The organism is Pseudomonas sp. MWU347 (assembly GCF_017947305.1).
In the GTDB taxonomy this organism is placed as follows: domain Bacteria; phylum Pseudomonadota; class Gammaproteobacteria; order Pseudomonadales; family Pseudomonadaceae; genus Aquipseudomonas; species Aquipseudomonas putida_A.
Window position 1 is genome coordinate 96,169 of sequence record NZ_JAFGZB010000014.1, and the last position, 19,776, is coordinate 115,944.

The window sequence follows — 19,776 nt, forward strand, 5'->3', positions numbered from 1 at the left end:
TCACATTCGTTCGCCAAATGGGCGCGGAACCTGTAGGAGCTGCCGCAGGCTGCGATCTTTTGCTTTGTGCGCTATCCTCCGCGCCCTGAAATTCAACCTTCCACAGGATCCGCCCTCATGAAAGCCGCACTCGTTGAACTCATCAGCAAAATCAGCTCCGGCTGCATGGGCGAGGACGAGATCCTGAACGTGGCGGACGAAGCGGCGCAGGCCTACGCTGATGCCGACGCCTTTCTGGCAGCCAACCCGGACATCAACTACGACGACACCTTCCCGATCCCGCTGGGCGAGTGGGTGGTGGTCGGCAGCCTGCCGGAAACCGTGCTGTTCCAGGCTGATACCTACGCTGACCTGTTCGCGCAGATCGTCGCCTCGTTCGGCCCGGGCGTCGATTTCAACCTCAAGCCCAAACAACTGGCCAAGACCGAAGCGCTGACTGCGCTCAATCGCATCCAGGTGCAGATGAGCAGCCTGAACAAGGAAAACGGCGGTTACACGCTGATGAACTTCAGCCAGTTGCTCGACGACGAGCTGCAAGTGGTGCTGGTCTACGGCAACGACGTGCCACGGGTGCTGGAGCTGTGCGCCGAAGTCGGCATTGCTGCCGCGCCTTCGCTGGAAGCGCTGAAAGTCGCCGTTCACGTCTGAACGCAATAAAAGGGAACCCTGCGCGCGACCGTCTATCCTAAAAGTGCATGCCACTATTCTGGAGCGACACTATGGGTTCCACGTTCAACGGTCTGATTGGCCTGATCATTCTTGCCCTCGATATCTGGGCGATCATCAACGTACTGAAAAGCGGCGCCGAGACCGGGATGAAAATCCTCTGGGTTCTGCTGATCATCCTCCTGCCAGTACTGGGCCTGATCATCTGGGCGATCGCCGGGCCACGGGGCAATGTGCGGGTCTGACGCTTTCCCGAAAACACGCTGATCCCCTGTGGGAGCGGGCTTGCTCGCGAAGGCGATTGTTCAGTCGAAACACAGGTTGAATGACACTCCGCTTTCGCGAGCAAGCCCGCTCCCACATTGGTCTTGTGGTAGCTCCAGAGTGTGCCCTGTCGGAGGAAGGTTCGACCTGTCATCTTCGGCAACGTAGAATGCGCGCCTTTCCCGGGCAATCGTCCCCCACGATTGGCGCCCGCGCATTCATCGGAGCACTTGACCATGACCGTCACCAAAACCAGCGAATACCTGGAAACCCTCTACGAAGGCTACGGCCAGCGTTTTCGCATGGAAAAACTGCTGCACGAAGTGCGCACCGAACACCAGCACCTGGTGATTTTCCAGAACCCGCGCATGGGCCGGGTGATGGCGCTGGACGGCGTGATCCAGACCACCGAAGCCGATGAATTCATCTACCACGAAATGCTCACCCACGTGCCGATCCTCGCCCACGGCACCGCCAAGCGCGTGCTGATCATCGGCGGCGGCGACGGTGGCATGCTGCGCGAAGTGACCAAGCACGCCAGCGTCGAGCACATCACCATGGTCGAGATCGACGGCACCGTGGTCGACATGTGCAAGGAATTCCTGCCGAACCACTCCAAGGGCGCCTACGACGATCCACGGCTGAACCTGGTGATCGACGACGGCATGCGTTTCGTCGCCACCACCACGGAAAAATTCGACGTGATCATCTCCGACTCCACCGACCCGATCGGCCCGGGCGAAGTGCTGTTCTCGGAGAACTTCTATCAGGCGTGCCATCGTTGCCTGAACGAAGGCGGGATCCTCGTGACCCAGAACGGCACGCCGTTCATGCAGATCGACGAAGTCAAAACCACTGCCGGTCGCCTGCGCAGCCTGTTCCCGGACTGGCACTTCTATCAGGCAGCGGTGCCGACCTACATCGGCGGTTCGATGACCTTTGCCTGGGGCTCGACCAACCCGGCCTACCGCAAGCTGAGCCGTGAAACCCTGCAACAGCGCTTCATCGGCAGCGGTATCGTCACCCGCTATTACAACCCGGAAATCCACATCGGCGCATTCGCGCTGCCGCAGTACGTGCTGCAGGCGATCAACAAGCCAAGCAACGACTGACGCACTATTCCCGGATCGGTGATAGATCCCCTGTGGTGAGGGGATTTATCCCCGACCGGCTGCGCAGCAGTCGTAAAATCGGCAGACGCGTTGGAACTGACACTATGCGTTCGCTGAATTCAGGGACGCTTCGCGCCCATCGGGTATGAATCCCCTCGCCACACAAGCCTGTTTCCCCATCGGTTAATTTTTTTTCATGTTCGTCCGCTGCAATCCTTTTGAACGATCAATCTCGCCAAAAGTCGAGATAGTAGTAAGCCCATTTGCGGGTTTGATCGAGGAGGCACCGATGCAAAAGTGGAAAGTCACTTTCGTGGACGATCATGGTGAAATTGTCGATGAGGTGTTCGAGCGCGCGGAATGCCCCAGCGACGACGAGGCTGCACGCCTGATCAAGGAACGGCTCCTGCCGGTGGCCGCCGAACTGGATATGAACGATCTTGAAGGGCGCACCACCGATGCTGGCGTGAAAAGCCTGAAAACCCAGAACAGCATCGAAATCCGCAGTATCACGCCAATCTGAAATTCTTCCTGTCACTTGAAGCACCAGGCCTTGGCAGCAGCTCTATCTTGGGGCTACTCTGCAAGCGAGATCAGCGAAACAATCGCTAAGGTCTGGTCTTGTCAGCTACATGCTTGTTTCCCGCGTGCAACCACGTTGCCGAAGTACTTTGGCCTGTAAGGCCCGGGGCGGGAATACGGAAAGTCTATCCATCTATCCGAGGGGGACGATTCATGAGCACAGCCTATCAAGAAGACATCAGCAGCAATGTTCTGCGCCGCATGAAAGAAGGCGGTTTCGATTTTTCCCGGTTCCATCCCATCGAGTTCTACGCCATTTTCCCGGACGAGGAGCGGGCGCGCAGGGCGGCAGGCAAATTTCGTGGTGAATCCATCAATGCCCAGGTCAGTGCGCGCGACGATGGCGCCTGGTCGCTGGAACTGAGCAAAGTGATGTACGCAACCTATGACGACATTGGCGATTTCGAGCAGGGCTTCTCTGCCGTGGTCGAGCCGCTGGGCGGCATCATCGAGGGCTGGGGCGTCAAGCAGGAGGTGCGTAACCGCCATCGTCTGAACTGATCTCTGGTTTCAGGTATTGAGCAACGGCTGACCTTCGGGTTGGCCGTTGTCGTTTCTGGCCGCCGAATAGCCCGTGGCAAAACCCTGAAACAAGAATCCCGGGCAAAAAAAAGCCACCGGAGAGGGTGGCTAAAGGGAAGACCGATAAGGAGAGGAAACCGGTCAGGGTTACGGCCTGCGGGGACTGCGCGGGCAGTCCGGATCAGTGGAGCTGAAACCTTCACCGGGGAAGTTTTCAGCGAATGCGCCGATTATCCGCAGCTCGGTGCGAGCGGTGAAATCAACTCTGACTATGCTGGTGATAGGCGAGGCAATGCGTCGCAATGAAGCGGGGGCAATCCGGTTGGGGCCATTGCCGCACAGGAATGGTGCGGTGCTTGCGGCGTGATTATCCAACCGATTGAAATCAAAGCGTTTATGCCGATGGCACGGGCCTTGCGAAGGCCTGTAGGTCCGGGTGACAAGGAGTACGGCATGATCCGCACCTATTTTGATGAAATGTACGATGCCGGCGGCCAGGTCCGCCCGCATTACCGGGAGTTCGCCCGCTGGCTGGCCGACACGCCTGACGAGTTGCTGGCACAACGGCGACGCGAGGCCGATCTGCTGTTCCACCGGGCCGGCATCACCTTCACGCTCTATGGCGACGAGCAGGGCACCGAGCGCCTGATTCCGTTCGACACCATCCCGCGCAGCATTCCCGCCAGCGAGTGGCGGATCGTCGAGCGCGGCTGCATCCAGCGGGTCAAGGCGTTGAACATGTTCCTCGCCGACCTTTATCACGAGCAGCGCATCATCAAGGCCGGGATTATCCCTGCCGAACAGGTGCTGGCCAACGAGCAGTACCAGTTGGCGATGCAGGGCCTGGATCTGCATCGCGACATCTATTCGCACATCTCCGGCGTCGATCTGGTGCGCGACGGCGACGGCACTTACTACGTGCTCGAAGACAACCTGCGTACTCCGAGCGGCGTCAGCTACATGCTCGAAGACCGCAAGATGATGATGCGCCTGTTCCCGGAGCTGTTCGCCGCCCAGCGCATCGCGCCCATCGACCACTACCCGAATCTGTTGCTCGACACCCTGAAGAGCTCCAGCCCGATTGACGACCCGAGCGTGGTGGTGCTGACGCCGGGGCGCTTCAACAGTGCGTTCTTCGAACACGCTTTCCTGGCGCGAGAAATGGGCGTTGAACTGGTGGAGGGCGCCGACCTGTTCGTGCGTGACGACAAGGTGTACATGCGCACCACCGACGGGCCGAAGGCGGTGGACGTGATCTACCGCCGTCTCGACGACGCGTTCCTCGATCCGCTGGCATTCAACCCCGACTCGATGCTCGGTGTGCCGGGGCTGCTGTCGTCCTATCGTTCGGGCAACGTGGTGCTGGCCAATGCCATCGGTACCGGCGTGGCGGACGACAAATCGGTGTACCCGTTTGTCACCGAGATGATCCGTTTCTACCTCGATGAAGAACCGATCCTGAAGAACGTGCCGACCTGGCAGTGCCGCAACCCCTCGGAACTTTCCCATGTACTGGCCAATCTTCCGGATCTGGTGGTCAAGGAAACCCAGGGTTCCGGCGGTTACGGAATGCTGGTGGGGCCGGCGTCAACCACGGCGCAGATCGATGCGTTCCGTGAGCGGATCAAGGCCAAGCCCCACGCGTACATTGCGCAGCCGACATTGTCGCTGTCGACCTGTCCGACCTTTGTCGAAAACGGCATTGCGCCGCGTCATATCGACCTGCGTCCGTTTGTATTGTCTGGCCGCGAAACCCGGGTCGTGCCCGGCGGTTTGACCCGTGTCGCCCTGCGTGAAGGCTCCCTGGTGGTGAATTCCTCCCAGGGCGGCGGCACCAAGGACACCTGGGTGGTCGAGGATTGAAGGAAGCTTGCCATGTTAAGTAGAACTGCCTCGGATCTGTACTGGATGTCGCGTTACCTGGAGCGGGCGGAAAACCTCGCACGGATGCTCGATATCAGCTATTCGCTGTCGCTGATGCCGCAGGATGGTCGCGGCGACGGTTTGCACGAACTGGCGATGCCGCTGTTGATCACCGGCACCCTCGACGATTACCTGGAGCGTCACGGCGAACTGCATGCCGAACGCCTGCTGCACTTCTTCGCCTTGGACGCGGCCAACCCGGCGAGCATATACAGCTGCCTCGGCGCGGCGCGGGCCAGTGCGCATGCGGTGCGCGGGCGCATCACCGCGGACATGTGGGAGAACATCAACGCTACCTGGCTGGAAATTCGCGGCATTGCCGAACAGGGCCTGAGTCGTTACGGCATGAGCCGTTTCTGCGAGTGGATCAAGGAGCGCTCGCACCTGTTCCGGGGCGCGTCCTACGGCACGATCATGCGCAACGATGCGTTCCGCTTCATTCGTCTGGGGACGTTCATCGAGCGTGCGGACAACACGCTGCGCCTGCTCGATGCGCGCTATGAAATGGCTGGTGATCAGGCCGAAGCGGTCAGTGATGGCACGGCCCACGCCTATTACCAGTGGAGTGCACTGTTGCGAGCGCTGTCATCGTTCGAGGCCTACACCGAGATCTATCGCGACGCCCCTGGCGCCCGGCATGTCGCCGAGCTGCTGCTGTTGCGCGCCGATGTGCCGCGCTCGCTGCGCGCCTGCACCGAGGAAATCGACCAGATCCTCGCCCAGTTGCCCGGCGCCAATGGCCGTCCGGCACAACGCCTTGCTGCCGAAATGGACGCACGCCTGCGCTACACCGGCATCAACGAAATCCTCGCCGAAGGCCTGCACGCCTGGCTCACCGAATTCATCCCGCTGGTGCGCCAGTTGGGCAACGCGATTCACAGTTCATACCTGGAGGCTGCATGAGACTTTCCATAAGCCACGAGACCACCTATCACTATGAAGATCAGGTGCGGGCGAGCATCCAGTATTTGCGCCTGACCCCGCACGACAGCGAGCGTCAGCACGTGTTGAGCTGGCAACTCGACCTGCCGCGTCCGGTGCGCGCCCAGCTCGATCCGTTCGGCAATATCCTGCATGTGCTGACCATGGATGAGCCGCACGAAGCGATCATCATCGGCGCCCGTGGCCAGGTCGATATCGACGAATTGCGCGAGGCCGAGCATGAGAGCCAGTCGGCGCTACCGTTTCTGCGCTTCACCCGGCTGACCGAGGCGGACGAAGGGCTACGGGCGTTTGCCGACAAATCCTGCAAACAGCGGCGCGATCGCACTGCGCTGATCGACCTGATGCATGGTTTGAACCAGCACATCAGCTACACGCCGGGTTCGACTGAAGTCGACACCAGCGCCGCCGAAGCTTTTGCCGGGCGCGCCGGGGTTTGTCAGGATCACACCCATGCGTTTCTCGCCTGTGCACGTAGTCTGGGAATTCCGTCGCGTTATGTGTCGGGTTATCTGTACAGCGAGGACGCCGAGCATCTGGCCAGTCATGCCTGGGCCGAAGCGTGGCTGGATGACGCCTGGTACAGCTTTGACGTGACCAACCAGTTGGCCCGCCCGGAGCGGCATCTGAAACTGGCGGTGGGCCTGGATTATCTGGATGCCTGCCCGGTGCGCGGCATGCGCCGGGGCGGTGGTTGTGAGCAGATGCATGCGAAGGTGTTCGTGTCGCCGACGCCGGTTATCTCCGTGCAACAACAGTAGATCCGGGATACCGCTATCGCTGGCAAGCCAGCTCCCACAGGATTACCGCGGATTCGGAGTCAGCGCGAACCTGTGGGAGCTGGCTTGCCAGCGAAGAGGCCGGTGATATCACCGCAACGCTTATGGTTTAACCTTGCGCCCAGCCATGTGCTGTAAATAGCCGATCAGCAACTGCAAATCCCCCTCCGGCAACACATCCGCCGAAAACCCCGGCATCTTCGCCTGCGGCCACTGGCGCAAACTCTGCGGATCGCGAATGTAGCGCTTGAGGAAGTCCGCGCCGAAATACTCGGTCGGGTTGTACGGAATATTCAGATCCGGCCCGAACTGCGCATCCCCCGCACCGTTCAACCGGTGGCAGGCCAGGCAGTTCTTCTGGAACAGCGCAAAACCCTGATTCACCGGGTCATCCGCTTTCAGCTTGGGATCCGGCAACAGCGCCGGGAAGCGCTCGGCCACCGGCGCCATGCGCTTGATGCTCGCCACTTGGAACGGCCATTGCTCAGGGCTGATGTTGCCGGCGTGCGGGTCAGTCCATACCAGATAGAACGGCCCGGCGCTGTGTTTACCCTCGGACAGCGGCGGCCACGGCTGCGTCGGGTCCTCGATCGCCAGCCAGGCCTGCGCGCCTTTGCTGTTGAGCAACGGTGCAGCGTTCAGTTCGGCGGCAAACCCGTCCAGTGCCACCGCTTGCAGGTGATCGGCCGGTTTGATCCCGGTGAGCAGCGCCGCCACGGGCACGGCGCGATAAGTCATGTCCTTCTTGTAGGACACATCGTTCTTGATGGTCAGAGTTTGTGCTTGCGGATGCTTGAGCAACTCTTCGGTCTGCCAGGTGCGACTGTTCGCGCCCAGCTCCAGCGTGAGCTGCGCCGCAGACAAGGGCATGCTCAGCAGCAAGGCCCAGAACACAATGAGCGTTTTCAAATGATCGCCGTCCCTGTCGTGGAAGTGCGCAAAGGTTCGCACAGCCACGCTGGCCCGGGTAGCGGGCCAGTCACATTTTGTCTGGCGATAGCGGACGCCTGCCGCTTGAGTCAGCCAATCACCTTGGTCAGATTGGGCAAGATCAACAGCAGCGTGGTGGCGAAAAGAATGAGTCCTGCTTGACGAACTTTCGGTTGTTTGAACATGGCTTGACCGCCTTTATTGTTATTTCCTGATGTCTGCCTGCATATCCATGACGGCAAACGCTGCACTTCCTGTTGAAGAACGTCGGCCCCGGCAAAACCCGACGACCCTGACGTACATTTACTACCTTAGAGCCCGCGTCACGCTTGGCTTAGATCCAATTCATATGTATTTGCTGCCGTTTGCGATAAAAACGGCATGAGGCTTATTGCCAGCTTCTTCGCCGCCCGCTGGCTAGACAACTCGCTGACCTGAACCGGTTCACCTGAGGGTGGATGACCGTCCGTCTGAGCGTGCACGTCAACGTCATTGAGCGCTGTGGTCATTGAATCCATGCGCGCTCGGGACAACAGTGACACTACGAAATTCACTCACCGCACAGGTTCGAGGACGTCATGACCCAAGCTTTGATTTTCGATGCGTTACGCACGCCCCGCGGCAAAGGCAAGGCCGATGGCGCGCTGCACAGCGTCAAACCGGTGAATCTGGTCGCCGGATTGCTGACCGCACTGCAAAGCCGTACCGCGCTGGACACCAGTCAGGTCGATGACGTGGTGCTCGGCTGTGTCACGCCGATTGGCGATCAGGGCTCGGACATTGCCAAAACTGCGGTGCAGGTGGCGGATTGGGACGTTAGCGTGGCCGGCGTGCAGATCAATCGTTTTTGCGCCTCGGGTCTGGAAGCGGTCAACCTCGGTGCGATGAAGGTGCGTTCGGGCTTCGAGGATCTGGTGGTGGTCGGTGGCGTCGAGTCGATGTCGCGGGTGCCGATGGGCAGCGACGGCGGCGCCTGGGCACTGGATCCGCAAACCAATCTGCACAGCCACTTCACCCCGCAGGGCGTTGGTGCGGACCTGATCGCCACCCTTGAGGGCTTCAGCCGTGAGGATGTCGATGCCTACGCGTTGCACTCGCAGCAAAAAGCTGCACGGGCGCGGGCCGACGGCTCGTTCAACAAGTCGCTGGTGCCGGTGCAGGATCAGAACGGCATCATCCTGCTCGATCACGACGAATTCATTCGCGCCGAGTCGACGATGGAAGGCCTCGGCAAACTCAAGCCAAGTTTCGAAATGATCGGCCAGATGGGGTTTGATGCCACCGCGCTGCGGGTTTACAGCCACGTCGAGCGGATCAACCACGTGCACACGCCGGGCAACAGCTCCGGGATCGTTGACGGTGCGGCGCTGATGTTGATCGGCTCCGAAGCCAAGGGTCGTGCACTGGGCCTGCAACCGCGGGCCCGGATCGTCGCCACAGCGGTCACCAGCACTGACCCGACCATCATGCTCACCGGCCCGGCACCGGCCACCCGCAAGGCCTTGGCCAAGGCGGGTTTGCGCGTGGAAGACATCGACCTGTTCGAGGTCAATGAGGCATTTGCCTCGGTGGTGCTCAAGTTCATCAAGGACATGGCGGTGGACCCGGACAAGGTCAACGTCAACGGCGGCTCGATCGCCATGGGCCACCCGCTGGGCGCGACCGGTTGCGCGATCCTCGGCACCTTGCTCGATGAACTGGAAACCCGGCGCCTGCGCTACGGCCTGGCGACGCTGTGCGTCGGCGGCGGCATGGGCATTGCCACCATCATCGAACGCCTCTGAGCCCCGAATTCAAGGAAACCTTGTTATGAGCGAAGCCATTCGTTACGAAAAAGGCCAGGACGCCATCGTCGTGTTGACCATCGACATGCCGGGCCAGAGCGCCAACACCATGAACGCCGTGTACCGCCAGGCCATGGGCGCCTGCGTTGCGCGGCTAGTGGCGGAAAAAGACAGCATCGCCGGGGTGATCATCACCTCGGCGAAGAAAACCTTCTTTGCCGGCGGCGACCTCAATGAGCTAATCAAGGTCGGCAAACCCGAGGCCAAAGCGTTCTATGACATGGTGCTGAGCCTCAAGGGGCAGTTGCGCACCCTGGAAACCCTCGGCAAACCGGTGGTCGCGGCGATCAACGGCGCCGCGCTCGGCGGTGGCTGGGAAATCTGTCTGGCCTGCCATCACCGGGTGGCGCTGGACGATGCGATGGTGCAACTCGGTCTGCCGGAAGTGACGCTGGGCCTGCTGCCGGGCGGCGGCGGGGTGGTGCGCATGGTGCGTATGCTCGGCATCGAAAAAGCCTTGCCGTACTTGCTCGAAGGCAAAAAGGTGCGCCCGCAACAGGCATTGCAGGCCGGTCTGATCGATGAACTGGCGGCGGATCGTGACGAGTTGCTGGCCAAGGCGCGCGCCTGGATTGTCGCCAACCCGAGCGCGGTACAGCGTTGGGACGTGAAGGGCTATCAGATCCCCGGCGGCACACCGTCGAATCCGAAAGTCGCGCAGATGCTGGCGATAGCGCCGTCGATCCTGCGCAGCAAGACTCAGGGCACGCTGCCGGCGCCAGAGAAGATTCTGTGTGCGGCGGTGGAAGGCGCGCAGGTTGATTTCGACACCGCGCACCTGATCGAAACCCGCTATTTCACCGAACTGACCACCGGGCAGATCTCGAAAAACCTGATCGGCACCTTCTGGTTCCAGCTCAACGAGATCAACGCCGGCAGTTCGCGGCCGCAGGGTTTTGCGCCATATGTCACGCGCAAGGTCGGTGTGCTCGGTGCGGGCATGATGGGCGCCGGGATCGCCTTCGTCAGTGCCTCGGCTGGTATCGATGTGGTGCTCAAGGACATCAACCTGGCGGCGGCCGAGAAGGGCAAGGCCCATTCGGCGGCGCTGCTGGACAAGAAAGTCGCCCGTGGCCAGATGACGGCCGAAAAGCGCGAAGCGTTGCTGGCGCGGATTCACATCACTGAAAATGATGCGGATCTGGCGGGTTGTGATCTGATCATCGAGGCGGTGTTCGAGGATCGCGAACTCAAGGCCAAGGTCTCGTCGGCAGCGCAAAAAATTGTCGGTTCTGACGCGGTGATTGCCTCCAACACTTCAACGTTGCCGATCACCGGACTGGCGACCGCAGTACCCGATCAGAGCAAGTTTATCGGCCTGCATTTTTTCAGCCCGGTGGACAAAATGCCGCTGGTGGAAATCATCAAGGGTGCGCAAACCAGCGCGGAAACCCTGGCACGAGGTTTCGACTTTGTCCTGCAAATCAAGAAAACCCCGATCGTGGTCAATGACAGTCGCGGCTTCTTTACCTCGCGGGTGTTTGGCACCTTCACCAATGAAGGCATCGCCATGCTCGGCGAGGGCGTGAGCGCGCCGATGATCGAGACCGAAGCGCGCAAGGCCGGGATGCCGGTCGGGCCGCTGGCGATCTCCGACGAAGTTTCCCTCAGCCTGATGAGCCATATCCGTCAGCAAACGACCAAGGACCTGCAAGCGGAAGGGAAACCGCTGATAGAACACCCGGCCTTCGCCGTGATTGACTTGCTGCTCAACGAATACAAGCGCCCGGGCAAAGCCGCTGGCGGTGGTTTCTACGATTACCCGGCGGGTGGTCAGAAACATCTGTGGCCGGAGTTGAAGACGCGCTTCGAGAAGGCCGACGGGCAGATTTCGCCGAAGGATGTGCGTGATCGTCTGCTGTTCGTGCAAGCCCTGGAAACCGTGCGCTGCGTGGAGGAGGGCGTGCTCACCTCGACAGCGGATGCCAACGTCGGCTCGATCTTCGGCATCGGATTTGCGCCTTGGACCGGCGGCGCCTTGCAGTTCATTAATCAGTACGGGGTACAGGACTTCGTCGCACGCGCGCAGTATCTGGCCGAGCAGTACGGCGAGCGCTTTGCGCCACCGGCCCTGTTGCTGGAAAAAGCTGCGAGAGGCGAGCTGTTTTAAGTGATCGGGTGAACGCTGCGGGGCTTGCCTTGCCGGGGTGTTTCAAGGCAGGCTCTGGGGTGTTCATTATTCCCATCACGTGTCAGGTATTTTTTATGTCGCTACGCATCTGCATTCTGGAAACCGACATCCTGCGTCCGGAACTGGTCGATCAATATCAGGGTTACGGGCAGATGTTTCAGCGCCTGTTCTCGCAGCAACCGATTGCCGCCGAGTTCACCGTGTACAACGTGATGCAGGGCGAATACCCCAGCGACGACCTGACCTTCGATGCGTACCTGATCACCGGCAGCAAGGCCGATTCGTTCGGCACCGACCCGTGGATCCAGACCCTCAAGCAATACCTGCTGACCCGCTACGAGCGTGGCGACAAGCTGCTCGGCGTGTGCTTCGGCCATCAATTGCTGGCGCTGCTGCTCGGTGGCAAGAGCGAGCGCGCCAGCCAAGGCTGGGGCGTCGGCACCCACAACTACAAACTGGCGGCCAAGGCGCCGTGGATGAGCCCGGTGCGTGAAGAGCTGACGCTGCTGATCAGCCACCAGGATCAGGTCACTGCGCTGCCGGAAAACGCCACGGTCATTGCTTCCAGCGATTTCTGTCCGTTTGCCGCGTACCACATCAACGATCAGGTGCTGTGCTTCCAGGGCCACCCGGAATTCATTCACGACTATTCGCGGGCGCTGCTGGATCTGCGCCAGGACGCGCTGGGTTCGCAGATCTACTCGAAAGGCGTGGCCAGCCTGGAGCAGGAGCACCATGGCACCACGGTGGCGGAATGGATGATGCGTTTTGTGGCGCACAAGCCTGAGGCTGCTTGATAGCAGATCAAAAGATCGCAGCCTGCGGCAGCTCCTACATCGGGGTGGTGTACACCCTGTAGGAGCTGCCGCAGGCTGCGATCTTTTGCTTTTGCTTCCCTACAACCACCCCGACCTCTTGAAACTCGCCCACAAACTCACACACCCCACCGTAATAAACCCCAACACAGCGAAATAGCCGTAGTGCCAGCTCAGCTCCGGCATGTTCTGGAAGTTCATCCCGTAAATCCCCGCCACCGCCGTCGGGAATGCCAGAATCGCCGCCCACGCGGCAAACTTGCGTTGCACCACACTCTGCCGCGACGCTTCCAGCAACACACCGACCTCGATGGTCTGGCTGGCGATGTCCGCCAGCGTGGTCAGGTCTTCCATTTGCCGCGTGACGTGAATCTGCACATCGCGGAAGTACGGGCGCATGTTCTTGTCGATGAACGGAAAGCTCAGCTTCTGCAGCTCCTCGCCAATCTCCACCATCGGCGCTGCATAGCGGCGCAGGCGCAACACATCGCGGCGCAGGCCGTGGAGTTTCTGAATGTCATGCTCGTTCAACGCACTGCACAGCACGTTGCGCTCCAGTTCATCGATCTCGGCATGAATCGCTTCGCCCACCGGTTGGTAGTTTTCGATGACGAAATCCAGCAGCGCATACAGGACGAAATCTTCGCCGTGTTCCAGCAACAGCGGCCGCGCCTCACAGCGTTGGCGGACATGCGCGTAGGACGCCGAGTGGCCGTTGCGGGCGGTGATGATGTAGCCCTTGCCGGCGAAGATGTGTGTTTCGATGAACTGCAAGATCCCATGTTCGCGGATTGGCGAGTAGGTGACGATAAACAAGGCGTCACCAAAGGTTTCCAGCTTCGGCCGGCTGTGTTTTTCCAGGGCGTCTTCAATGGCCAGTTCGTGCAGGTTGAACTGGCGCTGCAGATTGGCCAGCTCCTGAGCGTCCGGCTCTTCCAGGCCGATCCAGACAAAATGTCCGGTTTTTGCGGCCCAGGCGGCACCTTCGTCAAGCGTGATATTGGTGACTTTCTTACCGGCGCTGTAAACCGCAGCAGCAACAACTCGACCCATGGTAGTGGTTCACTTCTTCTTGGCAGATGGCAGGGAATACAAGGCTTCAGCTTAGCTGTGTCGCTGCTTGAGAGTCAGTGAAATCTGTACAGTTCACCCGGCAAAAGAAAACCCGCACAAGGCGGGTTTTTTTCACGCAGCTTGCAGCTGCTGATCCATCGCGGCGATGCATTCGCGCATCTGCTCGCGGCACTGGGACATGAGCATGGGCATGTCATCCATGGTCAGCCCGGCTGTAGGAATCGCCGGCAGCGAGCGTATGAGAATTTTCCCGCTGCGCCAGCGGTTCAGGCGCATGTGCTTGATGTAGCTGCTGACGCACACCGGCATGATCGGCACACCGGCGGCGATCGCCATCTGGAACGCGCCTTTCTTGAACGGCAGCAGTTCTTCACCGAGGTTGCGCGTGCCTTCCGGGAATACCCAGATCGACGTGTCTTCGTGCTGCAAGGTGTGGGTGGTGGTGAGCATCGACTTGCGCGCCTTGTGCGCGTTGCCACGATCAATCAACACGTTGCCCGCGAGCCAGAACAGTTGCCCGAACAGCGGCACCCATTTCAGGCTTTTCTTGCCGATGCACACGGTCCGCCGGGGCACCACGTTGCCGAACACGAACAGGTCGTAGTTGGACTGATGGTTGGCAACGATCACGCAGCTATCGGGCTTATTCATCAACGGACCGACGTCGGCCTTCACCCGCAAACGCAGGATGCACATGGCCGGAAGGGCGTAGAGGCGGGCGCACAGTCGGCTGTTGTCCGGATTGAACGGACGGCACAGCCCGAGGATCACCCCCAACACGCCGGCCAGAATAAAGTGCAGGCCCATCAATAACATACGAAACACAAACAGCATTTTCAGGCCCCACCGGGACAAAAGGTGGCGCAGTGTACGGATGTGCACTGTTTTCGGCAATTGCTGCTATAGAGTCCGAAGATAGGCGATGTTTAAGCGCATGTTTCCAAGTTGATCGTCAGACGCGTCCTAGAGCTGTCGGCGGATGATCAACTGAACGCGCAAGAAAAAGCCCGACACGACGGTCGGGCTTTTCTTCGGCTCGGGAAGCGTGGGCTCAGCCCAGGTGCTCCTGATCCTGGATGATCGCGTTGTCGAGGGCTTCGAGCAGCGCCTTGCGCACTTTGAGCTTGGTGTTCTTGTGCGCGTTCATGTTGATCTTCTTCAACTGACGCGCCGCGGCCAGGGCTGCGGCTTGCAGCTCTTCGGCAGCCACCACCTTGTCGAGGAAACCGGCATCCACCGCGCTTTTCGGATCAAACATCTCGCCGTTGATCACCGAACGGTGGAACGCCGAGCGGCGCAGGCGATCACGCGCCAGCTCGATGCCGGCGTGGTGCATGGTCATGCCGATCTGCACTTCGTTCAGACCGATGCTGAACGGGCCGTCGACACCGATGCGGTAGTCGGCGGACAGCAGCAGGAATGCACCTTTGGCCACGGCGTGGCCTGGGCAGGCAACGATCACCGGAAACGGGTGGGACAGCAGGCGACGGGCGAGTGTCGAACCCGCAGTCACCAGCGCCACGGCTTCTTTAGGCCCGGCGGTCATCACCTTCAAGTCATAGCCGCCCGACAGAATCCCCGGCTGACCGGTAATGATCACGATGGCACGATCAGTCTTCGCCTGATCCAGCGCCGCGTTGAACGCCGCAATCACGTCCGGGGAAATGGCATTGACCTTGCCGTTGTTCAAGGTCAGGGTCGCGATACCGTCTTCGAGGTGGTAGGTAATCAACTCACTCATGACGCTATTCCTTGTAAGAAAGATGGGCAGACGTTACCCACCGCCGTAGGCCAGGTAAAGCGCTGTGACTGACTCGCCGGTCACCGTTTCCGGCCGCGCCCGGCGTAGCACGCCATTCTGCTTCTATATAGAAGGGTGGCCGTCACCAGAGATTGGCCGGTTTGCCATCGCCTAGGGTGGGGCGAAACGCCTTTTTGTCTTAACCGCATGAAAATTCTGAAAAAAAGTTTGCCATCAGAAAAGCTTTCGACTACATTAGCGCGCCTCGACAGACAGAACATGTTTGAAGAGATACGGTGAAGTGTCCGAGTGGCTTAAGGAGCACGCCTGGAAAGTGTGTATACAGGAAACTGTATCGAGAGTTCGAATCTCTCCTTCACCGCCACATTCAATACGCAAAACCCCTGATTTCGAAAGAGATCAGGGGTTTTGTGGTTTCTGGCGTCTGGATTTTAATCCGCTGCGCCTGTCATGCGTGCAAGTGCTCGGCCTGATTTGCCATAGCGCATTACAATCGTCGCTTTATCCGTAGAAAAAAGGACTGTTCCCATGATCATCTCCACCACCCACGCCATCGAAGGCCGACAGATCACCGCGTACCTGGACATTGTCAGCGCGGAGTCGGTGCAGGGCGTCAACGTGATCCGTGACATGTTTGCCGGCATGCGCGATTTTTTCGGTGGGCGCTCGCAGACGCTGGAGCGTGCGTTGAAAGAAGCTCGGGTTCAGGCGACGGACGAGATCAAGGAACGGGCGCGGGCGTTGCAGGCGGATGCGGTGGTCGGGCTGGATTTCGAGATCAGCATGCCGGCGGGCAAGGGTGGCATGGTTGTGGTGTTCGCGACGGGTACGGCGGTCAAGTTGCGTTGATGCAGTCGCGGTGTTCAAGCGAGCCCATTCAGATGATGAATGGGCTTTTTGCTTTTCTGCTTTCGATCAGCCCTGTGGCTTGAGGATGACAAGCCCGTGGGCGTCATAGGTCAGGGGCGTATCGATTGCGACCATAGGCGGGGTGCCGGTGGAGGGCGTCGGATCGGCCGGCTGACTCGGGTGGTAGATAACGCCAGGGGTTAGAACCGGTTTGTTCGGGTAGGTGATGGTGATGTCGCCTGAAGCGAGCTTTTCCTTGAATTTCTCACCGGCGGCTTTGCCGGCAGCGATTTGTTCGTCCGTGAGTTTTACGACCGGCATTTCCGGGAATCCGTTGATTTTCATGTTCTCTCCTTGAGATTCATTTGTATGAAAAAGGGCAACGGCCTGTGGCCGGGAATCTTTAGCGTTGTGAGATCAACGGTTGGTTCGGATGTTGAGCAGGTGTAGGCCATTCGTCGGGCATCGGTCTAACTGAACCACAAGTCCGGTAATGACCGGCTAGTCTCAAAAGCCTTGGAGGTCGATATTTTTTCAGGCAAAAGGGCTTTGCCGGTGTCGATCTATTGCAAAGGGGAGAGGCTATGACTGACCCGTATATCGAAGACGATGGAGCCGAATTTTCATTCAACAACTGTGTCCGTTGCGGCCAGACGGAGTACCAATCGGGCTTTGGCGAGGATCCGGTGCAGACCGGCAAGATCAAGTCCACGGCACCCAAGGGGCCGAAAGCCAAATTCCTTCCAAAGGTCTCGGCCCGCTCAAGAAAATAAAGTGAGACCGAACTACCCCGTCTATGAACGGGGTTTTTTATGCCTGCTGTTTATGAAAAGGAAATCTCCTACAAACTCTTGGGCGGGGTTGGTGTTTTTCACAAACTTTTCACGTCCACGGTCGTAGGGTGAAGCCATCCGTTAGAAAGCAAGTCTCCAGCCCGTCTCCCCAGCGGGCTTTTTTTTGCCTGCGATAAAACCTTTGGCGAAATCGCTGTCCAATCGGCGCCAAGTGCGCGGCGGCAGCTGATTTGTCTGGACTTCAGCGCGTCGACAGCTTTCAATCTCGGCCCCTTTTGATCTCCCTATTTTTGAGGTTTTCGTCATGCGTCTAACATTGCCTGCTCTGGTTCTGGGGCTTCTGGTTGCTCAAGGTGCGGTCGCCGGTGAGGGTACTGCTGCACTTGGCGGCGGTCTGGGTGGCGCGCTGGGTAACGTGGTCGGCCAGAAGATGGGCGGCAGCACGGGCGCAGCGATTGGTGCCGGTGTTGCAGGCGCGGCGGGCAGTGCGATGGCTGCCGGCAAGGGCAGCCGCACCAAAGCGGCTATTGGTGGTGGTGTTGGCGCGGCCGGTGGTTCGGTGATCGGCAACAGCCTGGGCGGCCGGAATGGTGCAACCATTGGCGCCGGTCTTGGTGGCGCTGCGGGTGGTGCCGTCGGCGCTAACCTGTCCAAAGGTCACAAGCGTCACTGATAGCGAACGTTTGTCAGAAAAAGCCCGGCTCGATGTCGGGCTTTTTCATGGCTGAACGTTTTCCTGAAAAATGTCTCCAATCTGACATAGGCCCTATGGGCATACCCTCCCGATTCGGGAACTGTGAGGTTCAAATGCGCTTGTCATTGTCTGCACTGTTTTTCGGATTATTCATCGCTCAAGGTGCGATGGCCGCCGGAGATGGCAGCGCCGCCGTAGGTGGCGGTTTGGGCGGTGTACTCGGTAACGTGGTCGGTGGCCAGCTCGGTGGCAGCACCGGTGCCGCGGTTGGCGCAGGCGTCGGCGGTGCGGCGGGCAGCGCGGTCGGGGCGAATAAACACAATCGCACCGAAGCCGCCATTGGCGGTGGTCTCGGCGCTGCCGGCGGCTCGGTGGTCGGCAACAGCTTGGGCGGCTCCACCGGTTCGGCCATTGGTGCCGGTTTGGGCGGCGCAGCGGGTGGTGCGGTGGGCAACAACCTGGGTGACGACGGTGGCAGAGCTCATTCCGGTGGTGGTCACAAGCACAACAAGTACAAACATAAAAACCGCCATCACTGATTGAATATTCGAAAACCAACCCGGCCTGGCGCCGGGTTTTTCGTTTCTGGCGGCCGGACACTGGAACGATTGGCTGTAAGGCTTTTCGAACGTTATACAACCCACCAGACGTAGAGGTTTGCCATGACGCCCGAAACCGAAGGCAAGGAAGAAAAAGGCCCGAGTGGTCTGCCGTTTATCAATGATCCGGGGAACGAGGATCCGGGGTCGCTGATGGATGATGCGACGGTGCCGTTGAATGATGCGGATGAGGCAGATATGGAGTATGAGGAGGATGAGGATGAGCAGTGAGGGGGAGTAAGGTGGATTGAAAATTTGGATTTGTTTTTAAGGGCCTGAGTGAACAGGCCCTTTTCGTGGTCATGTTTAATCGGTTTCTTTTGAGTCAGCCCATACATACAGGTTACTGAAGGCTGACATTTTTTTGATTTTTTTTAAATTAAGATATTCTTCCAGTTCTTTTTTAATGATTTTTTCATCGCAATATTTCCTATGTTTAGATGGTCTTTCGCGGGCAAAATTGTATAGGCGCCAAGTATCAAACCCATTAATTTCACCGTTTGGGCCATAGTCAAAATCTACGCTTCCTGTCGATAGATTGATGCGGCAGCCAACACCATGCAATTCATATTTAACGCCTCGAGTGACTCTTCCTCGTCGCTTTATTGTCTTGGTGTACCAGAGCCGTCGAATGTCACGAGTGCCAAATTTGCGCTCAAATATCAGCGTGCTGGACTCTACCATGGAGATAAAGTCATTTATCAGGATGTCCAAAGCTTCATTTTGATCGCTCATCTTCTTCTCCGGTGCTCCAACCTGTCCAGGCCCACATTGTTTGCTGATTCCAATACATCTTCAATACTTCTTAGAGCTCCGTTATACGTTTTTAGATCTGTTATGAGTTTGATTGTCACATTGGTCGAAGTTTGTCGTGCAGCTGCTGCGCGATGGTGTCCGTCCAAGATATATAGGTTGCCGTCATGTTCTATTACGGTGATGGGATCGGTTGGGCCGTATCCGTTGCGCATTTTATTTTTATAATCTTCGACTGTCCTGGTTGAGGTTTTTCCCTCTATTGTATGTACACGCTTCAAAGTTTTCGGATCTATATTGTGAGCAATGGTCGGTAGTTTCGGCTCACCCTCGTCAACCTTAGCCCCGCCAATCCCACCCGGTACTTCACACCCAGGCTTATTCGGCGGCGGGCAGTTGGAGTTCAACCCCAACGGATCCACCCACCCCGTCGGATTCGGCGTGTACTGGTATTGGTTGAGTCCTCCAGCCAACTTCACCGGATCCGGCGTCAGATACCGCCCCAACCTCGGGTCGTAATACCGGTGCCGGTTGTAATGCAGCCCACTCTCCGCATCGAAATACTGCCCTTGAAACCGCAGCGGCTGGTCCAGGTAGTCCTCGCCCGCGAGGGTGATCGCCGACACCTTGCCGTAGGCGTCGTACTGCGCCGACCAGACGATTTCGCCGCTGTAGTCGGTCAGTTCCTGCGGGGTGCCGAGGTGGTCGAGTTGGTAGTAGAACGGGCAGGCCTTTTTCGGG

Annotated in this window: 23 protein-coding genes and 1 tRNA gene; 17 read left to right on the plus strand and 7 right to left on the minus strand. The window is 59.0% G+C overall.

Annotated elements, in window-relative coordinates; all coding sequences use genetic code 11:
* Positions 1-117 precede the first annotated feature (117 nt).
* The 8 genes from KCG87_RS25210 to KCG87_RS25245 all read left to right on the plus strand — a co-directional run bounded on the left by KCG87_RS25210 (position 118) and on the right by KCG87_RS25245 (position 6,772).
* Positions 118-648 (plus strand): hypothetical protein, encoded by a 531-nt coding sequence (locus KCG87_RS25210; RefSeq protein WP_027613324.1) that lies wholly within the window; start codon positions 118-120, stop codon positions 646-648.
* Positions 649-719: 71 nt separating this feature from the next.
* Positions 720-911 carry a PLDc N-terminal domain-containing protein gene (locus KCG87_RS25215; protein WP_007960694.1) on the plus strand — a complete coding sequence of 64 codons (192 nt, stop codon included), beginning with the start codon at positions 720-722 and terminating at the stop codon, positions 909-911.
* Positions 912-1,166: 255 nt separating this feature from the next.
* The gene (speE, locus tag KCG87_RS25220; protein ID WP_041068886.1) at positions 1,167-2,042 is read left to right on the plus strand and encodes a polyamine aminopropyltransferase; all 876 of its coding nucleotides are present in this window, start codon (positions 1,167-1,169) and stop codon (positions 2,040-2,042) included.
* Positions 2,043-2,331: 289 nt separating this feature from the next.
* Positions 2,332-2,565, plus strand: a complete 234-nt coding sequence (locus KCG87_RS25225) for a hypothetical protein (RefSeq protein ID WP_027613323.1) — start codon at positions 2,332-2,334, stop codon at positions 2,563-2,565.
* Between the two features lie 212 nt (positions 2,566-2,777).
* A complete protein-coding gene (locus KCG87_RS25230; RefSeq protein WP_007960698.1) occupies positions 2,778-3,125 on the plus strand; it encodes a ribonuclease E inhibitor RraB in 348 nt (115 codons plus the stop codon).
* A 474-nt stretch (positions 3,126-3,599) separates the two neighbouring features.
* The gene (locus tag KCG87_RS25235; protein WP_027613322.1) at positions 3,600-5,009 is read left to right on the plus strand and encodes a circularly permuted type 2 ATP-grasp protein; all 1,410 of its coding nucleotides are present in this window, start codon (positions 3,600-3,602) and stop codon (positions 5,007-5,009) included.
* Between the two features lie 12 nt (positions 5,010-5,021).
* Complete coding sequence (locus KCG87_RS25240; protein WP_027613321.1) at positions 5,022-5,972, plus strand: alpha-E domain-containing protein; 951 nt, start codon at positions 5,022-5,024, stop codon at positions 5,970-5,972.
* Entirely contained in the window at positions 5,969-6,772 is an 804-nt protein-coding gene (locus KCG87_RS25245) for a transglutaminase family protein (RefSeq protein ID WP_098967930.1), read from the plus strand. Before KCG87_RS25240 ends, KCG87_RS25245 begins: the two co-directional genes overlap by 4 nt.
* A gap of 120 nt (positions 6,773-6,892) precedes the next feature.
* On the opposite strand, the gene KCG87_RS25250 is transcribed toward KCG87_RS25245, so the two are convergent.
* Positions 6,893-7,660: a cytochrome c gene (locus KCG87_RS25250; RefSeq protein WP_210559097.1), complete on the minus strand. Its 768-nt coding sequence runs from the start codon at positions 7,658-7,660 to the stop codon at positions 6,893-6,895.
* Positions 7,661-8,298: 638 nt separating this feature from the next.
* Between KCG87_RS25250 and KCG87_RS25255 the strand changes: the two genes are divergently transcribed.
* The 3 genes from KCG87_RS25255 to KCG87_RS25265 all read left to right on the plus strand — a co-directional run bounded on the left by KCG87_RS25255 (position 8,299) and on the right by KCG87_RS25265 (position 12,492).
* Positions 8,299-9,504 (plus strand): acetyl-CoA C-acetyltransferase, encoded by a 1,206-nt coding sequence (locus KCG87_RS25255; protein ID WP_027613317.1) that lies wholly within the window; start codon positions 8,299-8,301, stop codon positions 9,502-9,504.
* Positions 9,505-9,529: 25 nt separating this feature from the next.
* Positions 9,530-11,674, plus strand: a complete 2,145-nt coding sequence (locus KCG87_RS25260) for a 3-hydroxyacyl-CoA dehydrogenase NAD-binding domain-containing protein (RefSeq protein WP_210559090.1) — start codon at positions 9,530-9,532, stop codon at positions 11,672-11,674.
* 95 nt (positions 11,675-11,769) lie between these two features.
* Entirely contained in the window at positions 11,770-12,492 is a 723-nt protein-coding gene (locus KCG87_RS25265) for an amidotransferase (RefSeq protein WP_027613315.1), read from the plus strand.
* Between the two features lie 99 nt (positions 12,493-12,591).
* On the opposite strand, the gene KCG87_RS25270 is transcribed toward KCG87_RS25265, so the two are convergent.
* The 3 genes from KCG87_RS25270 to KCG87_RS25280 all read right to left on the minus strand — a co-directional run bounded on the left by KCG87_RS25270 (position 12,592) and on the right by KCG87_RS25280 (position 15,325).
* Positions 12,592-13,563, minus strand: a complete 972-nt coding sequence (locus KCG87_RS25270) for a magnesium and cobalt transport protein CorA (protein ID WP_134785832.1) — start codon at positions 13,561-13,563, stop codon at positions 12,592-12,594.
* Between the two features lie 132 nt (positions 13,564-13,695).
* Positions 13,696-14,418: a 1-acylglycerol-3-phosphate O-acyltransferase gene (locus KCG87_RS25275; protein ID WP_098967935.1), complete on the minus strand. Its 723-nt coding sequence runs from the start codon at positions 14,416-14,418 to the stop codon at positions 13,696-13,698.
* 217 nt (positions 14,419-14,635) lie between these two features.
* Positions 14,636-15,325: a crotonase/enoyl-CoA hydratase family protein gene (locus tag KCG87_RS25280; protein WP_210559091.1), complete on the minus strand. Its 690-nt coding sequence runs from the start codon at positions 15,323-15,325 to the stop codon at positions 14,636-14,638.
* 295 nt (positions 15,326-15,620) lie between these two features.
* Here KCG87_RS25280 and KCG87_RS25285 point away from each other — a divergent pair.
* Together KCG87_RS25285 and KCG87_RS25290 are read left to right on the plus strand one after the other, a co-directional pair.
* Positions 15,621-15,710, plus strand: a tRNA-Ser gene (locus KCG87_RS25285).
* A 164-nt stretch (positions 15,711-15,874) separates the two neighbouring features.
* Positions 15,875-16,195, plus strand: coding sequence for a YbjQ family protein (locus KCG87_RS25290; protein WP_027613311.1), 321 nt, complete (start codon positions 15,875-15,877; stop codon positions 16,193-16,195).
* 66 nt (positions 16,196-16,261) lie between these two features.
* Here the strand turns inward: KCG87_RS25290 and KCG87_RS25295 are convergent, their stop codons facing one another.
* A complete protein-coding gene (locus KCG87_RS25295) occupies positions 16,262-16,540 on the minus strand; it encodes a hypothetical protein (RefSeq protein ID WP_210559092.1) in 279 nt (92 codons plus the stop codon).
* 239 nt (positions 16,541-16,779) lie between these two features.
* Here KCG87_RS25295 and KCG87_RS25300 point away from each other — a divergent pair, with 239 nt between their 5' ends.
* The 4 genes from KCG87_RS25300 (at position 16,780) to KCG87_RS25315 (ending at position 18,513) form a co-directional block, all read left to right on the plus strand.
* Complete coding sequence (locus tag KCG87_RS25300; RefSeq protein WP_007960727.1) at positions 16,780-16,968, plus strand: hypothetical protein; 189 nt, start codon at positions 16,780-16,782, stop codon at positions 16,966-16,968.
* Between the two features lie 325 nt (positions 16,969-17,293).
* Positions 17,294-17,662 (plus strand): glycine zipper domain-containing protein, encoded by a 369-nt coding sequence (locus tag KCG87_RS25305; RefSeq protein ID WP_007960728.1) that lies wholly within the window; start codon positions 17,294-17,296, stop codon positions 17,660-17,662.
* Between the two features lie 134 nt (positions 17,663-17,796).
* A complete protein-coding gene (locus tag KCG87_RS25310) occupies positions 17,797-18,222 on the plus strand; it encodes a YMGG-like glycine zipper-containing protein (protein ID WP_027613308.1) in 426 nt (141 codons plus the stop codon).
* Positions 18,223-18,345: 123 nt separating this feature from the next.
* Positions 18,346-18,513: a hypothetical protein gene (locus tag KCG87_RS25315; RefSeq protein ID WP_003223252.1), complete on the plus strand. Its 168-nt coding sequence runs from the start codon at positions 18,346-18,348 to the stop codon at positions 18,511-18,513.
* A 75-nt stretch (positions 18,514-18,588) separates the two neighbouring features.
* Here the strand turns inward: KCG87_RS25315 and KCG87_RS25320 are convergent, their stop codons facing one another.
* On the minus strand, positions 18,589-19,017 hold the full coding sequence (locus KCG87_RS25320; protein WP_096797772.1) for a hypothetical protein: 429 nt from the start codon (positions 19,015-19,017) through the stop codon (positions 18,589-18,591).
* Positions 19,014-19,776 (minus strand): RHS repeat-associated core domain-containing protein (locus KCG87_RS27590; RefSeq protein ID WP_210559093.1); only part of this gene is annotated, 763 nt, incomplete at its 5' end. The genes KCG87_RS25320 and KCG87_RS27590, both read right to left, overlap by 4 nt.

Coding starts and splice junctions, on each gene's coding strand:
- KCG87_RS25210 (WP_027613324.1), top strand. CDS start 118: ATGAAAGCCGCACTCGTTGAACTCATCAGCAAAATCAGCTCCGGCTGC.
- KCG87_RS25215 (WP_007960694.1), top strand. CDS start 720: ATGGGTTCCACGTTCAACGGTCTGATTGGCCTGATCATTCTTGCCCTC.
- speE (WP_041068886.1), top strand. CDS start 1,167: ATGACCGTCACCAAAACCAGCGAATACCTGGAAACCCTCTACGAAGGC.
- KCG87_RS25225 (WP_027613323.1), top strand. CDS start 2,332: ATGCAAAAGTGGAAAGTCACTTTCGTGGACGATCATGGTGAAATTGTC.
- KCG87_RS25230 (WP_007960698.1), top strand. CDS start 2,778: ATGAGCACAGCCTATCAAGAAGACATCAGCAGCAATGTTCTGCGCCGC.
- KCG87_RS25235 (WP_027613322.1), top strand. CDS start 3,600: ATGATCCGCACCTATTTTGATGAAATGTACGATGCCGGCGGCCAGGTC.
- KCG87_RS25240 (WP_027613321.1), top strand. CDS start 5,022: ATGTTAAGTAGAACTGCCTCGGATCTGTACTGGATGTCGCGTTACCTG.
- KCG87_RS25245 (WP_098967930.1), top strand. CDS start 5,969: ATGAGACTTTCCATAAGCCACGAGACCACCTATCACTATGAAGATCAG.
- KCG87_RS25250 (WP_210559097.1), bottom strand. CDS start 7,660: ATGCCCTTGTCTGCGGCGCAGCTCACGCTGGAGCTGGGCGCGAACAGT.
- KCG87_RS25255 (WP_027613317.1), top strand. CDS start 8,299: ATGACCCAAGCTTTGATTTTCGATGCGTTACGCACGCCCCGCGGCAAA.
- KCG87_RS25260 (WP_210559090.1), top strand. CDS start 9,530: ATGAGCGAAGCCATTCGTTACGAAAAAGGCCAGGACGCCATCGTCGTG.
- KCG87_RS25265 (WP_027613315.1), top strand. CDS start 11,770: ATGTCGCTACGCATCTGCATTCTGGAAACCGACATCCTGCGTCCGGAA.
- KCG87_RS25270 (WP_134785832.1), bottom strand. CDS start 13,563: ATGGGTCGAGTTGTTGCTGCTGCGGTTTACAGCGCCGGTAAGAAAGTC.
- KCG87_RS25275 (WP_098967935.1), bottom strand. CDS start 14,418: ATGCTGTTTGTGTTTCGTATGTTATTGATGGGCCTGCACTTTATTCTG.
- KCG87_RS25280 (WP_210559091.1), bottom strand. CDS start 15,325: ATGAGTGAGTTGATTACCTACCACCTCGAAGACGGTATCGCGACCCTG.
- KCG87_RS25290 (WP_027613311.1), top strand. CDS start 15,875: ATGATCATCTCCACCACCCACGCCATCGAAGGCCGACAGATCACCGCG.
- KCG87_RS25295 (WP_210559092.1), bottom strand. CDS start 16,540: ATGAAAATCAACGGATTCCCGGAAATGCCGGTCGTAAAACTCACGGAC.
- KCG87_RS25300 (WP_007960727.1), top strand. CDS start 16,780: ATGACTGACCCGTATATCGAAGACGATGGAGCCGAATTTTCATTCAAC.
- KCG87_RS25305 (WP_007960728.1), top strand. CDS start 17,294: ATGCGTCTAACATTGCCTGCTCTGGTTCTGGGGCTTCTGGTTGCTCAA.
- KCG87_RS25310 (WP_027613308.1), top strand. CDS start 17,797: ATGCGCTTGTCATTGTCTGCACTGTTTTTCGGATTATTCATCGCTCAA.
- KCG87_RS25315 (WP_003223252.1), top strand. CDS start 18,346: ATGACGCCCGAAACCGAAGGCAAGGAAGAAAAAGGCCCGAGTGGTCTG.
- KCG87_RS25320 (WP_096797772.1), bottom strand. CDS start 19,017: ATGAGCGATCAAAATGAAGCTTTGGACATCCTGATAAATGACTTTATC.